The organism is Kitasatospora sp. NPDC087861, from assembly GCF_044742585.1.
Classification (GTDB): Bacteria; Actinomycetota; Actinomycetes; order Streptomycetales; family Streptomycetaceae; genus Kitasatospora.
The window spans coordinates 146,815-162,359 of sequence record NZ_JBIUUS010000014.1 but is presented as its reverse complement, the minus strand read 5'-3'; the positions used below and the strand labels follow the sequence as shown (position 1 = coordinate 162,359).

Annotated in this window: 15 protein-coding genes and 1 riboswitch; of the genes, 7 read left to right on the top strand and 8 right to left on the bottom strand. The window is 73.4% G+C overall.

The features are described 5' to 3' along the window. Positions 1-744 (bottom strand): hypothetical protein, encoded by a 744-nt coding sequence (locus ACIOJE_RS21160; RefSeq protein ID WP_280674534.1) that lies wholly within the window; start codon positions 742-744, stop codon positions 1-3. A 10-nt stretch (positions 745-754) separates the two neighbouring features. Further along, a complete protein-coding gene (locus tag ACIOJE_RS21155) occupies positions 755-1,549 on the bottom strand; it encodes an alpha/beta hydrolase (RefSeq protein ID WP_400662488.1) in 795 nt (264 codons plus the stop codon). A 222-nt stretch (positions 1,550-1,771) separates the two neighbouring features. On the opposite strand from ACIOJE_RS21155, the gene ACIOJE_RS21150 reads away from it, so the two are divergent. Genes ACIOJE_RS21150 through ACIOJE_RS21140 form a run of 3 tightly spaced genes read left to right on the top strand, consistent with a single transcriptional unit; the run spans position 1,772 to position 4,557 of the window. Beyond that, the gene (locus ACIOJE_RS21150; RefSeq protein ID WP_280674824.1) at positions 1,772-2,590 is read left to right on the top strand and encodes a lysophospholipid acyltransferase family protein; all 819 of its coding nucleotides are present in this window, start codon (positions 1,772-1,774) and stop codon (positions 2,588-2,590) included. A 34-nt stretch (positions 2,591-2,624) separates the two neighbouring features. Next, positions 2,625-3,899, top strand: a complete 1,275-nt coding sequence (locus tag ACIOJE_RS21145) for a DUF5931 domain-containing protein (RefSeq protein WP_280674530.1) — start codon at positions 2,625-2,627, stop codon at positions 3,897-3,899. Then, positions 3,877-4,557, top strand: a complete 681-nt coding sequence (locus ACIOJE_RS21140) for a response regulator transcription factor (protein ID WP_280674528.1) — start codon at positions 3,877-3,879, stop codon at positions 4,555-4,557. Before ACIOJE_RS21145 ends, ACIOJE_RS21140 begins: the two co-directional genes overlap by 23 nt. Positions 4,558-4,629: 72 nt before the next feature. Here ACIOJE_RS21140 and ACIOJE_RS21135 read toward each other — a convergent pair whose 3' ends face one another. After that, positions 4,630-6,588: an anthranilate synthase family protein gene (locus ACIOJE_RS21135; protein WP_400777836.1), complete on the bottom strand. Its 1,959-nt coding sequence runs from the start codon at positions 6,586-6,588 to the stop codon at positions 4,630-4,632. A 302-nt stretch (positions 6,589-6,890) separates the two neighbouring features. Here ACIOJE_RS21135 and ACIOJE_RS21130 point away from each other — a divergent pair, with 302 nt between their 5' ends. After that, entirely contained in the window at positions 6,891-8,225 is a 1,335-nt protein-coding gene (locus ACIOJE_RS21130; RefSeq protein ID WP_400662499.1) for a class II 3-deoxy-7-phosphoheptulonate synthase, read from the top strand. 182 nt (positions 8,226-8,407) lie between these two features. Beyond that, positions 8,408-8,668, top strand: a complete 261-nt coding sequence (locus ACIOJE_RS21125) for a (2Fe-2S)-binding protein (RefSeq protein ID WP_280674522.1) — start codon at positions 8,408-8,410, stop codon at positions 8,666-8,668. A 4-nt stretch (positions 8,669-8,672) separates the two neighbouring features. On the opposite strand, the gene bfr is transcribed toward ACIOJE_RS21125, so the two are convergent. Further along, the gene (bfr, locus tag ACIOJE_RS21120; protein WP_280674520.1) at positions 8,673-9,152 is read right to left on the bottom strand and encodes a bacterioferritin; all 480 of its coding nucleotides are present in this window, start codon (positions 9,150-9,152) and stop codon (positions 8,673-8,675) included. Positions 9,153-9,372: 220 nt separating this feature from the next. On the opposite strand from bfr, the gene ACIOJE_RS21115 reads away from it, so the two are divergent. Next, positions 9,373-10,002, top strand: a complete 630-nt coding sequence (locus ACIOJE_RS21115) for a sulfite oxidase-like oxidoreductase (protein WP_400777834.1) — start codon at positions 9,373-9,375, stop codon at positions 10,000-10,002. Positions 10,003-10,068: 66 nt separating this feature from the next. Here the strand turns inward: ACIOJE_RS21115 and pknB are convergent, their stop codons facing one another. From pknB to thiO, 4 genes are all read right to left on the bottom strand, one after another. Beyond that, on the bottom strand, positions 10,069-11,847 hold the full coding sequence (gene pknB, locus ACIOJE_RS21110) for a Stk1 family PASTA domain-containing Ser/Thr kinase (RefSeq protein WP_400777904.1): 1,779 nt from the start codon (positions 11,845-11,847) through the stop codon (positions 10,069-10,071). Positions 11,848-11,956: 109 nt separating this feature from the next. Beyond that, a complete protein-coding gene (locus ACIOJE_RS21105) occupies positions 11,957-12,754 on the bottom strand; it encodes a thiazole synthase (RefSeq protein ID WP_400777832.1) in 798 nt (265 codons plus the stop codon). Positions 12,755-12,756: 2 nt separating this feature from the next. Further along, the gene (gene thiS, locus ACIOJE_RS21100; RefSeq protein ID WP_280674513.1) at positions 12,757-12,966 is read right to left on the bottom strand and encodes a sulfur carrier protein ThiS; all 210 of its coding nucleotides are present in this window, start codon (positions 12,964-12,966) and stop codon (positions 12,757-12,759) included. Continuing rightward, entirely contained in the window at positions 12,963-14,138 is a 1,176-nt protein-coding gene (gene thiO / locus ACIOJE_RS21095) for a glycine oxidase ThiO (protein WP_400777830.1), read from the bottom strand. Before thiO ends, thiS begins: the two co-directional genes overlap by 4 nt. A 3-nt stretch (positions 14,139-14,141) precedes the next feature. Beyond that, positions 14,142-14,254: riboswitch (TPP riboswitch) on the bottom strand. A gap of 84 nt (positions 14,255-14,338) precedes the next feature. Between thiO and ACIOJE_RS21090 the strand changes: the two genes are divergently transcribed. After that, positions 14,339-15,544 carry an FAD-dependent oxidoreductase gene (locus ACIOJE_RS21090; RefSeq protein WP_280674509.1) on the top strand — a complete coding sequence of 402 codons (1,206 nt, stop codon included), beginning with the start codon at positions 14,339-14,341 and terminating at the stop codon, positions 15,542-15,544. Position 15,545 lies beyond the last annotated feature (1 nt).

Genomic DNA, 15,545 nt, shown 5'->3' with positions numbered 1-15,545 from the left:
CTAGACCACCGCGCCGTGGTCCGGGTCCTCGGGCTCGTCCTCGTCGCGGTCCTTCAGCCGGGTCACCAGGGTGACGAAGCCGCCGAGGAACGCGGTGACCCCGACCCAGGCCGGCCAGCCGGAGATCTCCCGCCACACCACCGCGTCGAACAGCAGCAGGGCGGGGCCGCCGAGGACGGCGAGCCAGGCGAACTTGGCGGTGACGTCGGCGGGCGGCAGCGGCGGGGGCTCCGGCGGGACGTAGTGGCCCTCGTCGGTGTCCTCGGCCAGCTCGAAGTCGCGCGGACCCGAGCCCGCCGCGGGCATCACCGGCCGGCCGGAGCGGGGGCGCGGCTGCGGGGTGAGGTCGGCGAGGTCGTCCGGGTCGGTCCGGGAACCGGCGCCGTCCTTGAAGCCGCCCTTCAGCTCGTTCTGGGCCCGGAGGTTCTCCACCTCCGGCCAGTTGGGGTTGGTGAGGTCCACGGGATCGTCGAACTGGGCCACCAGGGCGGCGAAGATCTCGTCCTGCTCGGCCTGGCTGCGCTCGGGCGCGCGCCGGGTGCGGGGCTCCGCGGGCGCGCCGGTCTCCGGTTCGGCCGGGTGCCGGTCGGCGGCCGGCTGTCCGGTGGCCTCCGCGGCCGGGGCGGTGGCGCCGTCCGCCCCCGTACGGTCCGCCGGTGCGCCGCTCTGCGCGGTGCCGTCCTTCGTCGCGCCGTCCTCGCGGGGTGCATCGTCCCCGCCGCCCGCCGTGCTGCTCTCGTGCACTTCCGGCCCTTCAGCCATGGTGATCGTCGGATTCGACCCGGGTGACGCCCGCCGCGTGTGCGGGAGCCAGCCGTCGGATGAAGTCCTGGCTGGCCGCGAATATTTCCGCCGCGTCGTGGTCCAGCGTCGCGACGTGGAAGCTGCGCTGGCACAGCCGCTCCGTCACGTCGGTCGAGGATATCCGGGCCAGCACCAGTTCCGAGTTGGCCGGCGAGACGACATGGTCCTGCGGACTGTGGAAGAGCAGCACCGGCTGGGTCACCTGGGGCAGCCGCTGCTGGACGTCCCGCCACAGCCGGCTCAGCGACCAGGCGGCGTGCAGTGGCGTCCGGTCGTAGCCCAGCTCGACCGCGCCGGGCCGGGCGATGTCGTCGGCGATCCCGGGCAGGCTCGGGACGAGGTGCCGCAGCACCGGCAGCAGCACACTCGCGGGGTTGTCCGAGCGCACCGACGGGTTGACCAGCACCAGCCCGGACACCGTCGGACCGTGCAGCGCGGCCAGCCGCAGCGCCAGTGCGCCGCCCATCGACAGCGCGCAGACGAAGACCTGCTCGCACTCGGCGGCGAGCGCCAGCAGTTCGTGCTCGACCTCGGCGTACCAGTCCTCCCAGCGGGTGACCTGCATGTCCTGCCACCGGGTGCCGTGGCCGGGCAGCAGCGGCAGCGAGACGGTGAACCCGGCCGCCGCCAGTTCCTCCGCCCACGGCCGCAGCGACTGCGGCGAACCGGTGAAGCCGTGGCACAGCAGCACCCCCACCGGTCCACCACGGTGGCGGTACGGTTCGGCACCGGGCAGCAACGGCATGGCGGACTCCTTCGCGGGCGGGTGGCGCTGGGGGAGGCTGCGGGAATCCGCATCGTCCCACGGCCCCGGCCGGGACGTACACCCCTCATGGCGGGCCCCGCGGGAGCCCGCGCAGGAGTGCGGCGACGGCCCGCCAGGGCGGGGCGGGGCGCGGGCGGCGCCCACGGGGCATTAGGATCGACCGGTCCGCATAACAGGAGGCCCGGGTTGTTCTACCGACTGATGAAGATGATCGTCGCGCCACTGCTTCGGATCTTCTTCCGGCCGTGGATCGAGGGTGAGGAGAACATCCCCACCGAGGGTGCGGCGATCATCGCGAGCAACCACCTGTCCTTCTCGGACTCCTTCTTCTTCCCCGCGCTGATCAAGCGCCGGGTGACCTTCATCGCGAAGGCCGAGTACTTCAACACCCCGGGCCTCAAGGGCCGGCTGACCGCCGCCTTCTTCAAGGGCGTCGGCCAGCTGCCGGTGGACCGCTCGGGCGTGCGCGGTGCGGGTGAGGCCGCGATCCGCAGCGCCATCGCGGTGCTGGACCGCGGCGAGCTGTTCGGCGTGTACCCCGAGGGCACCCGCTCGCCCGACGGCAAGCTGTACCGCGGCAAGGTCGGCGGCCTGGCCCGCGTCGCGCTGGCCACCGGCGCGCCGGTCATCCCGGTCGCCATGATCGACACCGAGAAGGTCCAGCCGCCCGGCCAGGTGGTCCCCAACTTCGGCATCCGCCCCGGCATCCGGATCGGCCGCCCGCTGGACTTCTCCCGCTACCACGGCATGGAGAACGACCGCTTCATCCTCCGTTCGGTGACGGACGAGGTGATGTACGAGATCATGCGGCTCTCCGGCCAGGAGTACGTGGACATCTACGCGACCGCCGCCAAGCGGCAGATCGCCGACGACAAGAAGAAGGCCGACGCCGAGCGCAAGGCGGCCGCCAAGGCGGAGAAGGCGGAGGCGGAGAAGGCCGCCGCGGCCGAGAAGGCGGAGAAGGCCGAGACCGAGAAGGCCGAGACCGAGCAGGCCGAGAAGGACACCGGGTCGGCCTGACGACCGCGGGGCGGCCCAGGGGAGGGGCGGACGGATGACGGACGGCGAGAGAACCGGGGCGGTCGGCGGCGCGGTCGCGGCCGGGGGCATGTCCGTCGAACTGCCGCTGTGGAAGGCCATCTCCTACTTCCGGGTGCTGGCCCTCTGCTACGCCCTGTTGCGCTACCTCGACGCGTACCTGCACTTCCTGCACCCCGTCGCCGGCTGGATCTTCCTCGGCGCGCTCACCCTCTGGACGCTCGCCAGCACCCGGGCCTTCGCCGGCCCGCAGCGCTGCACCTGGTACGTGCTCGGCACCGACCTCACCCTCGCCGTCACCGGCATCGTGATGAGCGGTCTGACCGACGACCCGGTGCGGATAAGCCACGGCGCGCCCACCCTGCCGACCATCTGGGCCGCCGGAACGGTGCTCGGCTTCGCCGGCAAGGGCGGCTGGCGCTGGGCGGCCGCCGCCGGTTCGGTGATCGGTGTCGCCAACATCCTCGGCCACGGCGGTCTGACCGGCGACAACATCCACAACATCATGCTGCTGATGGTGGCCGGCTGCGCCATCGGCTACGTCATCGAACTGGCCCGCGCCAGTGAGGCCACCCTCACCCGGGCCCTCCAGGTCGAGGCGGCCACCCGGGAGCGCGAGCGGCTCTCCCGGGACATCCACGACGGCGTGCTCCAGGTGCTCGCCCTCGTCCAGCGCCGTGGTGCCGAGCTCGCCGCGCGGCCCGCCGAGGGCGGCGGCCGGCCCGCCGACGGGCATCCGGGTGGTGGGCGCGAGGGCGGCGACGCGGACTTCGCCGAACTCGGCCGGCTGGCCGGCGAGCAGGAGCGCGCCCTGCGGGCGCTGATGGCCGGTGGCCCGATCCCGGGGCAGCGCCCGCCGCGGTGCGGCGCCGAGGAGCCGCAGGACCTCACCGCGCTGCTGGGCGGGTACGCCGACGAGCGGATCACGCTGTCCGCCCCCGGCAGCCCGGTGCTGCTGCCCGCCCGGGCGGCCGGCGAGCTGGCCGCGGCGGTCGGCGCCGCCGTCGACAACGTCCGCCGGCATGCCGGGGAGCGGGCCCGCGCCTGGATCCTGGTCGAGGAGGAGCCGCAGACCGTCACGGTCAGCATCCGCGACGACGGCCCCGGCTTCGCCCCCGGTCGGCTCGGCGAGGCGGAGCGGGCCGGGCGGCTGGGCGTCTCCCAGTCCATCCGTGGCCGGCTGCTGGACCTCGGCGGCACGGCCGAGCTGTACTCGGCGCCCGGGGAGGGCGTCGAGGTCGAACTCCGCGTCCCGAGGAAGGGTTCTGATGACCGATCAGCCGACGACTGACCGGCCGGTCCGGGTGATGGTCGTGGACGACCACCCGATGTGGCGCGACGCCGTCTCGCGGGACCTCGCCGAGGCCGGGCTGGACGTGGTGGCCACCGCGGGCGACGGCGAGGAGGCCGTCCGCCGGGCCCGCGCCTGCTCGCCGCAGGTCGTCGTGCTGGACCTCAACCTGCCCGGCCTGCCCGGCGCCGAGGTGTGCCGCCAGGTGGTCGCGCAGGACCCGGCGGTGCGGGTGCTGGTGCTCTCGGCCAGCGGCGAACACCAGGACGTGCTGGAGGCGGTGAAGTCCGGCGCGACCGGGTACCTGGTCAAGTCGGCCGGGCGCGAGGAACTGCTGGACGCGGTGCGTCGTACGGCCGTCGGCGACGCGGTGTTCACCCCGGGCCTGGCCGGCCTGGTGCTGGGCGAGTTCCGCCGGCTGGCCGCCGAACCGGCCCCGGCCTCCGCGTCGGCCGTTCCGCAGTTGACCACCCGGGAGACCGAGGTGCTGCGGCTGGTGGCCAAGGGCCTGTCGTACCGGCAGATCGCCGACCGGCTGGTGCTGTCGCACCGGACGGTGCAGAACCACGTGCAGAACACGCTCGGCAAGCTGCAGCTGCACAACCGGGTGGAACTGGTGCGGTACGCGATCGAGCAGGGCCTGGACGACGAGATCTGACGGCTCCGGCGGCCTGCGCGGGGGAGCCGGTCCCGGGCTGCGCCCCGCCCGGGACCGGCGCCCGCCGCCTCCTCAGCCGCGGACGGCCGCCGCCTCGCGCAGCAGGCCCGCCACGATCTCCACACCGTCGCGGGTCAGCACCGACTCGGGGTGGAACTGGAGGCCGGCGAAGCCGCGCCCGCGCAGGGCGTGCACGTCGCCGGTCACGGCGTCCCGGGCGACCTCGACGCCCTGCGCGGCCAGCCGGGCCGCGTCGGCGTCCGAGCAGCGCGCGGTGAACGTGTTGTAGAAGCCGACCGTGTGCTTGGTGCCGAACAGGTCGACGGTCTCCTGCGCGCCCTGGTACGGGACGGCCTTGCGGCCCAGCGCCAGCCCGAGTTCCGCCGCGAGCAGCTGGTGGCTGAGGCAGACCGCGAGCAGCGGCGCGGTGCGGTCACCGGACCGGACGGCGGACAGGGCGTCCGCGACGATCGGCCGCAGCACGGCCATCTTGGGGTCGTCGGCGAGCGCCGGGTCGCCGGGGCCGGGGCCGAGCACCAGCGGGCCGCGGTGTGCCGCCACCAGCTCGCGCAGCCCCGGCTCGTCGTAGCGGACGACGGTGACCTGGTGGCCGATCGAGGTGAGCAGGTGGGCGAGCATCGAGGTGAAGGTGTCCTCGCCGTCGACCACCAGGGTCGGCGCGGCCTCGGTGACCGGCGTCGGCGTCTGCATCCGCAGCCAGAACGGCGCGAGGCCGGCCCGCCGGGCGTCGAGGGCGGCCTGGACGCGGTGGTCGTCGGCCAGCCGGGGGCCGGTGGGGCCGGGCAGCCGGGCCGGCGCGGGCCGGGCGCCGATCGCGGTGAGCACTCCGGCGGCCTTGGCGTGGGTCTCGGCGACCTCGGACTCGGGGACGGAGTGGCGCACCAGCGTGGCGCCGACCCGGACGACCAGGCGGCCGGTGGCCGGGTCGATGTCGGCGGTGCGGATGCAGATCGGTGAGTCCAGCAGCTGCCCGCCGCTGGCGGAGCGGCCGATCAGGGCGAGCGCGCCGGAGTAGTAGCCGCGCCCGCCGGGCTCGTAGCGCCTGATGACCCGGGTGGCGTTCTGCACCGGGCTGCCGGTGACGGTGGCGGCGAACATCGTCTCGCGGAGCACCTCGCGGACGTCCAGCGAGGTGCGCCCGCGCAGCTCGTACTCGGTGTGGGCGAGGTGGGACATCTCCTTGAGCCGCGGCCCGAGCACCTGGCCGCCGAGGTCGCCGACCGTGCACATCATCTTGAGCTCTTCGTCGACGACCATCGTCAGCTCCTCCAACTCCTTGGGGTCGTGGAGGAATTGGAGCAGCGAGTCGATGTCCGAACCGCCGGTCGGATAGCGGTACGTGCCGGAGATCGGGTTCATCACGACGGTGCCGCCGCTCTGCCGGACGTGCACCTCGGGGGAGGCGCCGACCAGGACGCGCTCGCCGGTGTGCACCAGGTAGGTCCAGTACGCGCCGCGCTCCTGCTCCAGCAGCCGCCGGAACAGGGTGAGGGCCAGCGCGGGCGAACAGTGTCCGTCACCGGCTCCGCCGGGGGCTTCCAGGGTGGCGCTGAAGTCGCGCCGGATCACGAAGTTGGCGCCCTCGCCGTTGCCGATCTCGTCCTCGATCACCCGGCGCACGATCGCGGCGTACGCCTCGTCGTCGACGTCGAACGATCCGCCGGTGAGTGAGACCGGCAACTGCGGTAGTGCGGAGGTGAGTTCAGCCAGCGGAAGGGTGTGCTGTTCGGCCACCGCGAGGGCCTGCAGCGGGGTCCCGTCGTCGTGCGCCTCGAAGCCGCGCTCGCGGATCTGCCGGTACGGGACGAGCGCGAGCAGGTCGTGGACCGGTCCGCCGGCCGGGACGCCGGTGCGGACCGGCAGGTCGGCGAGGTTCCGGTAGCTGTCGACCGTGCCCAGCAGCACCTCGACGGTGTCCGGGGCGAGTCGGGGGGTGCGGCGGTGCAGCAGGGCGAACGCGGGGGCGTCGGGGGCGGTGAGGCGGGTGAGCAGGTCGGCGGTGGCGGTCACGGGGGCGGCTTCCTTCCGGGGGACTGGCGAGGTGCGGTGCTGGGTTCCGCTCCCGGAGGGCCGACTGCTCAGACGCCGACGGCCGCCCCGAGGGGCGGCCGTCGTGTTCGTCTAGGAACGCGCGATCGGTGGGCCACCCTTGGGGGAGGCCCACCACCAGGAGTGGGTGTGGGGCGCGTGCATGGGGCGAGCCTAGCCGATCGTGCGGGGAGGGTGAGCCCGGTCACGTGATTGTCCGAGTTGTGTCTCACCCCTCGGGCAATGGTCACGAATCGCTCGGGGCACCCCGTAGCCTTGACGGTGTGACCGTGACGAATCTCCACTCCTGGCAGTCCCTGCCCGCGGCGCAGCAGCCTGAATGGCCGGACCAAGAGGCTCTGCGCAAGACCCTTGCCGAGCTCGCCTCCTATCCGCCGCTCGTGTTCGCCGGCGAGTGCGACCAGCTGCGCGCCCGGCTCGGAGCCGTGGCGCGTGGGGAGGCGTTCCTGCTGCAGGGCGGCGACTGTGCCGAGGCCTTCGACGGCGTGTCGGCGGAGCACATCCGCAACAAGCTGAAGACCCTGCTGCAGATGGCCGCCGTGCTGACGTACGCGGCCTCGGTGCCGGTCGTGAAGGTCGGCCGGATCGCCGGCCAGTACTCCAAGCCGCGCTCCAAGTCGACCGAGACCCGCGACGGCGTGACCCTGCCGGTCTACCGCGGCGACTCGGTGAACGGCTTCGACTTCACCCCCGAGTCCCGCATCCCGGACCCGGAGCGCCTGAAGCGGATGTACAACGCGTCGGCCGCGACGCTGAACCTGGTGCGCGCGTTCACCACCGGTGGTTACGCGGACCTGCGCCAGGTGCACGCCTGGAACCAGGACTTCGTGCGCAACTCGCCGGCCGGCCAGCGCTACGAGCAGCTCGCCCGGGAGATCGACAACGCCCTGGCGTTCATGAACGCCTGCGGCGTGGCGCCGGAGGAGTTCAAGACCGTCGAGTTCTTCTCCTCGCACGAGGCGCTGATCCTCGACTACGAGACCGCGCTGACCCGCGTGGACTCGCGCACCGGCGAGCTGTACGACGTCTCCGGCCACATGGTGTGGATCGGCGAGCGCACCCGCCAGCTGGACCACGCGCACATCGAGTTCGCCTCGAAGGTCCGCAACCCGATCGGCGTCAAGCTCGGCCCGACCACCTCGGTCGACGAGGCGCTGACCCTGATCGAGAAGCTGGACCCGGAGCGCGAGCCGGGCCGCCTCACCTTCATCACCCGGATGGGCGCGGGCAAGGTCCGCGAGCACCTGCCCACCCTGGTGGAGAAGGTCACCGCGTCCGGCGCCCAGCCGGTGTGGATCTGCGACCCGATGCACGGCAACACCTTCGAGGCCTCCAGCGGTCACAAGACCCGCCGCTTCGACGACGTGCTCGACGAGGTCAAGGGCTTCTTCGAGGTGCACCGCGCGCTCGGCACCCACCCGGGCGGCATCCACGTGGAGCTGACCGGCGACGACGTGACCGAGTGCGTCGGCGGCGGCGACGAGGTGCTGGTCGACGACCTGCACCAGCGCTACGAGACGGCCTGCGACCCGCGGCTCAACCGCAGCCAGTCGCTGGACCTGGCGTTCCTGGTGGCGGAGATGTACCGCGGCCAGTGACCGGGTCTCCGGCGCCGAACGGTGCCGGGTGTGACGAAGGCCCCTCCGGATTCGGGACTCCCGAAGCCGGAGGGGCTTTTTCCTGCCCGGATCGCCGGGTAAGGTGAGGCTTAGTGAACTAAGGCAAGCCTTAGTCAAGATCGTTCCGCCAGAGGGCGCCGCACCACCCGGGAGAATCCGCGATGTACGTGTGCATGTGCCATGCGGTCACCGAGGACCAGGTGAAGAAGGCGATCGACGCGGGTGCCGATTCCCCGCGCCAGATCGCCCGGGGCTGCAAGGCCGGCACCGACTGCGGGTCCTGCGTCCGGCGGATCCAGGCGCTGCTCGGCGAGCACGGCGCCAGGCCCTGCCCGACCGCCCGCCTGGCCGCGAAGCTCGGCCTGGCCGAATCGCAGGCCCAGGCCGCGGCGGTCCCGGTCGTCCCGCTGCGCGCGGCCTGAGGGCTCAGGACTCCGGCTGCTCGATCACCTGGGCGATGTAGAGCGCCTCGCCGAGCTTCTCCAGGAGTTCCAGCTGGGTGTCGAGGTAGTCGATGTGGTGCTCCTCGTCGGCCAGGATGTCCTCGAAGATGTTCGCCGAGGTGACGTCGTTCTTGGCCCGCATCACCACGATCCCGCGCTTCAGCCGGTCGATCGCCTCGACCTCGATCTGGCGGTCCGCCTCGAACATCTCCTGGACCGTCTGGCCGATCCGGACGTGGAACAGCCGCTGGTAGTTCGGCAGCCCCTCCAGGAACAGGATCCGGTCGGTGAGGGTCTCGGCGTGCTTCATCTCGTCGAAGGACTCGTGCCGGGTGTACTTGGCGAGCTTCGTCCAGCCGAAGTTCTCCTGCATCTTGGCGTGCAGGAAGTACTGGTTGATCGCGGTGAGCTCCGCGGTGAGCTGCTCGTTGAGGAACTCGATGACCTCTGGATCGCCTTGCATGGCGGTGCCTCCCTGCGCTACGTCCTGGCTGTGACTCCTGCGCTGCGCATCCTGGCACCGAAATGGGAGGAAGTTCCAGTAAGTTCACACTCACTAGGACATGTGTCGGAATATCCGATTTGAGAGGAAGTGGGTCGACCGCTGGTCCGTACGGGCAGGGCGTGTGACCTCGTGAAGGGGCGCGCGCGGAGCCTCGTCCGCCGTCTGTCACCATGGAGCCATGGGTCAGTCCGAACAAGAACCGTTTCCGCCGTCTGACCCGAGGCTCCCCCCGGGGCAGCGCGCGCAGCGCGGCTGGCCCGCCCTGCACTACGGGCCCGTGCCCCGGTTCAAGCCGCTGACCTGGGACCTCCAGGTGTTCGGCGCCACCGCCTCGGCGGAGAAGCACAGCTGGGACTTCGAGGCCTTCCACGCCCTGCCGCGCACCACCGTCGTCGCCGACCTGCACTGCGTCACCAAGTTCACGGTGCTCGGCAACGAGTGGACGGGCGTGCCGGCCGCCGCCCTCCTCGACCTGGTGCCCCCCGCGCCCGGCGTCACCCACGTCATGGTCTGGGCCGAGTACGGCTACAGCGCCAACCTGCGGCTGGCCGACTTCGCCGACCCGCGGACGATCTTCGCCACCCACCGCAACGGCGAGCCGCTGACCGCCGAACACGGCTTCCCGGTCCGGCTGATCGTCCCGGGGCTGTACGCCTGGAAGGGCCCCAAGTGGGTCCGCGCGGTGGAGTACATGCGGGCCGACCGCCGGGGCTTCTGGGAGGAGCGCGGCTACCACAACCTCGCCGACCCGTGGCGCGAGCAGCGCTACTCCTACCAGGAGGAGCCGGGGGACGGACCGCTCCGCTGAGCCTGGCGAAGTCCTGTGCCTGGCGAACTCCCGCACCCGGTGATCTCTCGAACCCGGCGAACTCTCCTAGAAGAACGGGAAGTTGACCGTCACCGTGGTGTGCTGCGGGCGTCGCTCGCCGGCCGCCGGGGACTGGCTGGACACCTTGCCGGTGCCGAACAGGTTGACCCCGCTGGTCTGCATCGTGAAGCCGGCCGCCTGCAGCGCCTTCGCCGCGTCGTCCTTGCTCATCCCGGTGACGTCCGGGATCGGCACCATGCCCTTGCTGACCACCAGCGCGACCGCGGTGTTCTCCTGCAGCAGCTGCCCGGCCGCCGGCGAACTGCTGATCACCACGCCCTCCGGCACGGTGTCGCTGTACGTCCCGGTCACGCCGCCCCTGGTCAGCTGGAGCGCGGTCAGCGCGTCGGCGGCCTGGTCGGAGGTCTTCCCGGTGAGATCCGGCACCGCGATCCGCTTGGGGCCCTTGGAGACGGTGACCGTCACGGTGTCGCTCTTGCGGGTCCGCGCGCCCACCCCGGGGTCGGTGGCGATCACCTGCCCGGCCGGGACGCTCTCGCTGAACGTCTCGACGAACCGGCCGTGCATGCCCTCCTTGTCCAGGATCCGCTGCGCCTCGGCCCGGTCCTTGCCGAGCACGCCGGGCATCGGCCCGTACAGCGCCTCGGACAGCCCGTACGTCGCGCCGCCGACCGCGAGCACCAGGGCGGCCAGTGCGGCGACCCAGACCAGTGGCCTGCGGGGGAAGCGGCGCAGCAGGCCGGGCCGGCGCCGGCGCACCGGGGTCGGCTCGTCGTACGGGCGCGGCTCGACCAGCAGCTGGTCCATCAGCTCCGCCGGCACGTCCAGCACGCTGGTGTGCTCCGGCGCCGGGGCGTCGGCGGGCTGCGGCAGCGGCTGGATCACCGAGGTCGGCTCGCTGGTCGGGTAGCGCGGGCTGGGCCGGGTGGAGGCGGGCGGCTCGGCGTCCAGCTCGGCCGGGGTGAGCGTGCGGCGCAGCCGCTGGAGGGCGGCGAGCAGCTCGACCGCGTCGTACGGGCGGGCCTCGGCCGTCCGGGCGCAGGCGCCGGCCACTATGGCGTCCAGTGCGGGGCCGACGGCGGGGGCGATCAGCGAGGGGGCGGGGACGTCCTCGTGCAGGTGCTTGTACATGACCTGGACGGGGTTGTCGCCGGTGTGCGGGCGGCGGCCGGTGAGCATCTCGTAGAGCAGGATGCCGGCCGCGTAGACGTCGACCCGCTGGTCGGTGGGGGCGTCCGGGAGGATCTGCTCGGGGGCCAGGTAGGAGACGGTGCCCAGGACGGTGCCGCCGGTCGCGGTGCTGGTCGAGGTGGGCGCGCCGTCGGCGGTGCCCAGGACCCGGACCAGGCCGAAGTCGGCGACCTTGACCAGCCCGGCCTCGGTGATCAGCACGTTCTCCGGCTTGACGTCGCGGTGCACCAGCCCGGCCCGGTGGGCGGCGCCGAGGGCGGCGAGCACCGGCTCCAGCACGTCCAGCGCGGCCCGGACGGACAGCGCACCGCGGTCGCGCAGCAGGTCCCGCAGGGTGCGGCCGGGCACGTACTCCATGGCGAGGAAAACGTTTCCGCCGTCCGCGCCCTGGTCGAAGACGTTCACCACGTTCGGGTGGGTGAGCCGGGCGACCGCCTTGGCCTCGCGGATGAACCGGGCGGTGAAACCGTCGTCCCCGGCCAGCGCGGGGTGCATCACCTTGAGCGCGACGACCCGGTCCAGCCGGGTGTCGGTGCCCTGGTAGACGGTGGACATCCCGCCGGTCGCGATGCGCTGCTCGACCCGGTACCGGCCGTCGAGCAGGGTACCGATCAGCGGGTCGTGCAATGCCATGTCCACCCGGGGGAGTCTAGTGCCGTGCTCACCCGCCGGACCCGGAGGACACCGCCCCCGGGCCCGGCTGTGCCCGGCTTGTGACACGGGACACGCGGCTCCCGCGGCGTCAGAACGCCGGGTGCTCGCGGGTGTCCAGGCTCGCCCGGCCGGCCATCGCCGAGGAGGCCTCGGCGTGGAAACGGCGCGGGATGCGGCCGGCCCGGTGCGCGAGCCGGCCCGCCTCGGCGGCGTGCCGCATCGCCTCGGCCATCAGCACCGGGTCCTGGGCCCGGGTCACCGCGGAGGCGAGCATCACCGCCGCGCAGCCCAGTTCCATCGCCAGGGCGACGTCCGAGGCGGTGCCGGCGCCCGCGTCCAGGATCACCGGGACGCCCGCGCCCTCCACGATCAGCTGGAAGTTGTGCGGGTTGCGGATGCCCAGGCCGGAGCCGATCGGCGAGCCCAGCGGCATGATCGCCGCGCAGCCGACGTCCTCCAGCTTGCGGGCCAGCACCGGGTCGTCGTTGGTGTACGGCAGCACCGTGAAGCCGTCGTCGACCAGGGTCTCGGCGGCGTCCAGCAGCTCGATCGGGTCCGGCAGGAGGGTCCGCTCGTCGGCGATCACCTCCAGCTTCACCCAGTCGGTGCCGAGCGCCTCGCGGGCCAGCCGGGCGGTCAGCACGGCCTCGCCGGCGGTGAAGCAGCCGGCCGTGTTGGGCAGGACCCGGATGCCGTTGCGGGTCAGCACGTCCAGGACGGAGCCCTGGGTGCCGGTGTCGACCCGGCGCATCGCCACGGTGGTCAGCTCGGTGCCGGAGGCCAGCAGCGCCCGTTCCAGGATCTCCAGGCTGGGCGCGCCGCCGGTGCCCATGATCAGTCGGGAGCCGAACGGCGTTCCGGCGATGGTGAGTTGGTCGTCGGCCATGGTCAGCCTCCCTGGACGGCGGTGAGGATCTCGATCCGGTCGCCCGCCGAGAGTTCCGTGTCGGGCCACGAACTGCGGGGCACCACGGTCTCGTTGAGTGCGGCGGCGACACCGCTGTGGGCGGCGCTGAGGCCGGCCACCACCTCCGCGAGGGTGGTCGTGGCGGACACCCGGCGGGGCTCGCCGTTGACGGTCAGTGCGATCTCGGTCATGCGGAGGCCTTCGTGGTGGAGCGGTCGGGGGAGAACCTGGTGGGCGTGAACGGCTTTGCCAGGTCGGGCAGTTCGCCGGTCGCCAGGTACTCGGCGAGCAGGTCGGCGGTCACCGGGGTGAGCAGCACGCCGTTGCGGTAGTGGCCGGTGGCGGCGACCAGTCCGGGCAGCGCGGTCGGGCCCAGCAGTGGGGCGTTGTCCGGCGAGCCGGGCCGCAGCCCCGCCGAGGTCTCCACGAGCGGGAGTTCGGTGATGCCCGGGACCAACTCGTGGGCGTCGCGCAGCAGTTCGTACACCCCGCCGGCGGTGACCGTGGTGTCGTAGCCCTGTTCCTCGGTGGTCGCGCCGATCACCAGCTCGCCGTTCTCCCGGGGCACCAGGTACAGGTGTCGGCCGCGCACCACCGCGCGGACGTTGCGGGACAGGAACGGCCGGTACGCCTCGGGGATCCGCAGCCGCAGGATCTGTCCCTTCACCGGGCGGATCGCCGGCAGCACGCCCTCGGGCAGCCCGGGCAACCGGTGGCTGTGCGGGCCGGCCGCGAGCACCACCTGCTCGGCGGTCAGGGTCTCCTGCGGGCCGAGGCGGGCGCCGACCGCGCGGCCGTTCTCGACCAGCAGCCCGACGGCCTCGGCGCGGTGGATCACGACCCCGGCGCGTTCGCAGGCGGCCAGCAGGGCGGTCAGCAGGCGGCGGGGATCCACCTGGTGGTCGTCCGCGGCGTGCAGGCCGCCACGCACGCCGGGGGCGAGCATCGGCTCCAGCTTGCGGGCCTCCCGGCCGGTCAGCCAGGCCGAGTCCAGGCCGAGCCGCTGGTGGAAGGCGTGCAGTTCGCGCAGTTCCTCGCGGTCGTCGGAGTCCAGCGCGACCGCGATCGTGCCGCACCGGCGGTACCCGGTGTCCAGGCCGCCGCTCGCCTCGGTGAGCTCGGCGGCGAAGTCCCCGTACCGCCGGTTGGAGGCCATCCCGAGGCGCAGCAGCGGCTCCTCGCCGTACTGCAGCTCGGTGACCGGGGCGAGCATCCCGGCCGCGACCCCGGCCGCCCCGCCGCCGGGGGAGGGGTCGACCACCAGGATCCTCTTCAGTCCGAGCTGCGCGGCGCGCCAGGCGACGGCGAGGCCGATGATGCCCCCGCCGATCACCAGCACGTCGGCACGGGTGCTTTCGGGCAAGCGTGACAAAGCTGCTCTTCTCCCTTCGCCGGTATGACCCGGATCAGGTTCGGACGGTCGCGGGCCGTGCCAGCCCGCCTCTCAGCCCGGTACGCCGGGCTCCCGTGATGGTGTCCCCACCATAACGCCGGGGTCGGCCCGGCCGAAGGCCCGTACGAAGGGTGGACGGGCCGGTGGGGCGCCCGGGGCCGCTGAGTACAGTGACGGGCGTGGCAGAGCTGAGCGGAACGGATCGGGTGGTCGTCGTCGGGGCCGGGCTGGCCGGGGCGCAGTGCGCCCTGAAGCTGCGGCAGGGTGGCTGGCCGGGGCGGATCACGCTGGTCGGCGAGGAGCCGCACGCGCCGTACGACCGGCCGCCGCTGTCCAAGGACGTGCTGCTCGGCAAGGCCGACGCCACCACCCTGGACATCGACTACCCGCACCTCGGCATCGAGGTGCTCACCGGCCGCCGCGCCACCGGCCTCACCCCCGGCGTGCTGCACACCGACGACGGCGACCTCCCGTACGGCGCGCTGGTGATCGCCACCGGCGCCACCCCGCGCGCCCTGCCCGGCGCCGAGCGCGCGCACCTGCTGCACACCCTGGACGACGCGCTGGCGCTGCGCGCCCTGCTGCGGCCCGGTCGGCGGCTGGTACTGGTCGGCGCGGGCTGGATCGGCGCCGAGGTGTCCACCGCGGCGCGCGCCGCGGGCTGCGAGGTGACCGTGGTCGAGGCGGGCCCCGCGCCCGTCCCCGGCGCGCTGCCGACCGAGGTCGGCTCGGCGATGGCCGCCTGGTACGCCGAGGCCGGCGTCGACCTGCGCTGCGGGGTCGGCGTGGCCGCCGTCGAGCCCGGCGCGGTGCTGCTGGCGGACGGCTCGCACCTGCCCGCCGACGAGGTGGTGGTCGGCGTCGGCGCCCGGCCCGCGACGGGCTGGCTGGCCGGCTCCGGCGTCGAACTGGACGAGACCGGCGCGGTCCTGGTGGACGAGCGGCTGCGGACGGGCCTGCCCGGCGTCTTCGCGGCCGGCGACTGCGTCAGCTACCCGTCCGCCCGCGCCGGGGCCCGGCTGGCCGTCCAGCACTGGGACCACGCGCTGCAGTCCGGCGAGGCCGCGGCCGCCGCCGTGCTCGGCGCGGACGCGCCGCCGTACGACCCGGTGCCGTACTTCTGGTCGGAGCAGTTCGGGCGGATGGTCCAGTACGCCGGGCGGCACGCCGAGGGCGACGAACTGCTGTGGCGCGGCGGCCCGCAGGACGCCTCCTGGACGGTGCTCTGGCTGCGCGACGGGGTGCCGAGCGCGCTGCTGGCCGTCGACCGGCCGCGCGACCTCACCCAGGGCCGCCGGCTGATCGAGCGCGGCACCGCGCTGGACCCGGCCCGGGCGGCCGATCCGGCGGTGCCGCTGAAGTCGGCCACTGCTTGAC

What these genes read in the sequence shown, in the direction of transcription:
- thiS (WP_280674513.1), bottom strand. Translation starts at nt 12,966, where the DNA reads ATGACCGAGATCGCACTGACCGTCAACGGCGAGCCCCGCCGGGTGTCC.
- ACIOJE_RS21115 (WP_400777834.1), top strand. Translation starts at nt 9,373, where the DNA reads ATGGGTCAGTCCGAACAAGAACCGTTTCCGCCGTCTGACCCGAGGCTC.
- ACIOJE_RS21150 (WP_280674824.1), top strand. Translation starts at nt 1,772, where the DNA reads ATGAAGATGATCGTCGCGCCACTGCTTCGGATCTTCTTCCGGCCGTGG.
- pknB (WP_400777904.1), bottom strand. Translation starts at nt 11,847, where the DNA reads ATGGCATTGCACGACCCGCTGATCGGTACCCTGCTCGACGGCCGGTAC.
- bfr (WP_280674520.1), bottom strand. Translation starts at nt 9,152, where the DNA reads ATGCAAGGCGATCCAGAGGTCATCGAGTTCCTCAACGAGCAGCTCACC.
- ACIOJE_RS21155 (WP_400662488.1), bottom strand. Translation starts at nt 1,549, where the DNA reads ATGCCGTTGCTGCCCGGTGCCGAACCGTACCGCCACCGTGGTGGACCG.
- ACIOJE_RS21105 (WP_400777832.1), bottom strand. Translation starts at nt 12,754, where the DNA reads ATGGCCGACGACCAACTCACCATCGCCGGAACGCCGTTCGGCTCCCGA.
- ACIOJE_RS21125 (WP_280674522.1), top strand. Translation starts at nt 8,408, where the DNA reads ATGTACGTGTGCATGTGCCATGCGGTCACCGAGGACCAGGTGAAGAAG.
- ACIOJE_RS21145 (WP_280674530.1), top strand. Translation starts at nt 2,625, where the DNA reads ATGACGGACGGCGAGAGAACCGGGGCGGTCGGCGGCGCGGTCGCGGCC.
- ACIOJE_RS21140 (WP_280674528.1), top strand. Translation starts at nt 3,877, where the DNA reads ATGACCGATCAGCCGACGACTGACCGGCCGGTCCGGGTGATGGTCGTG.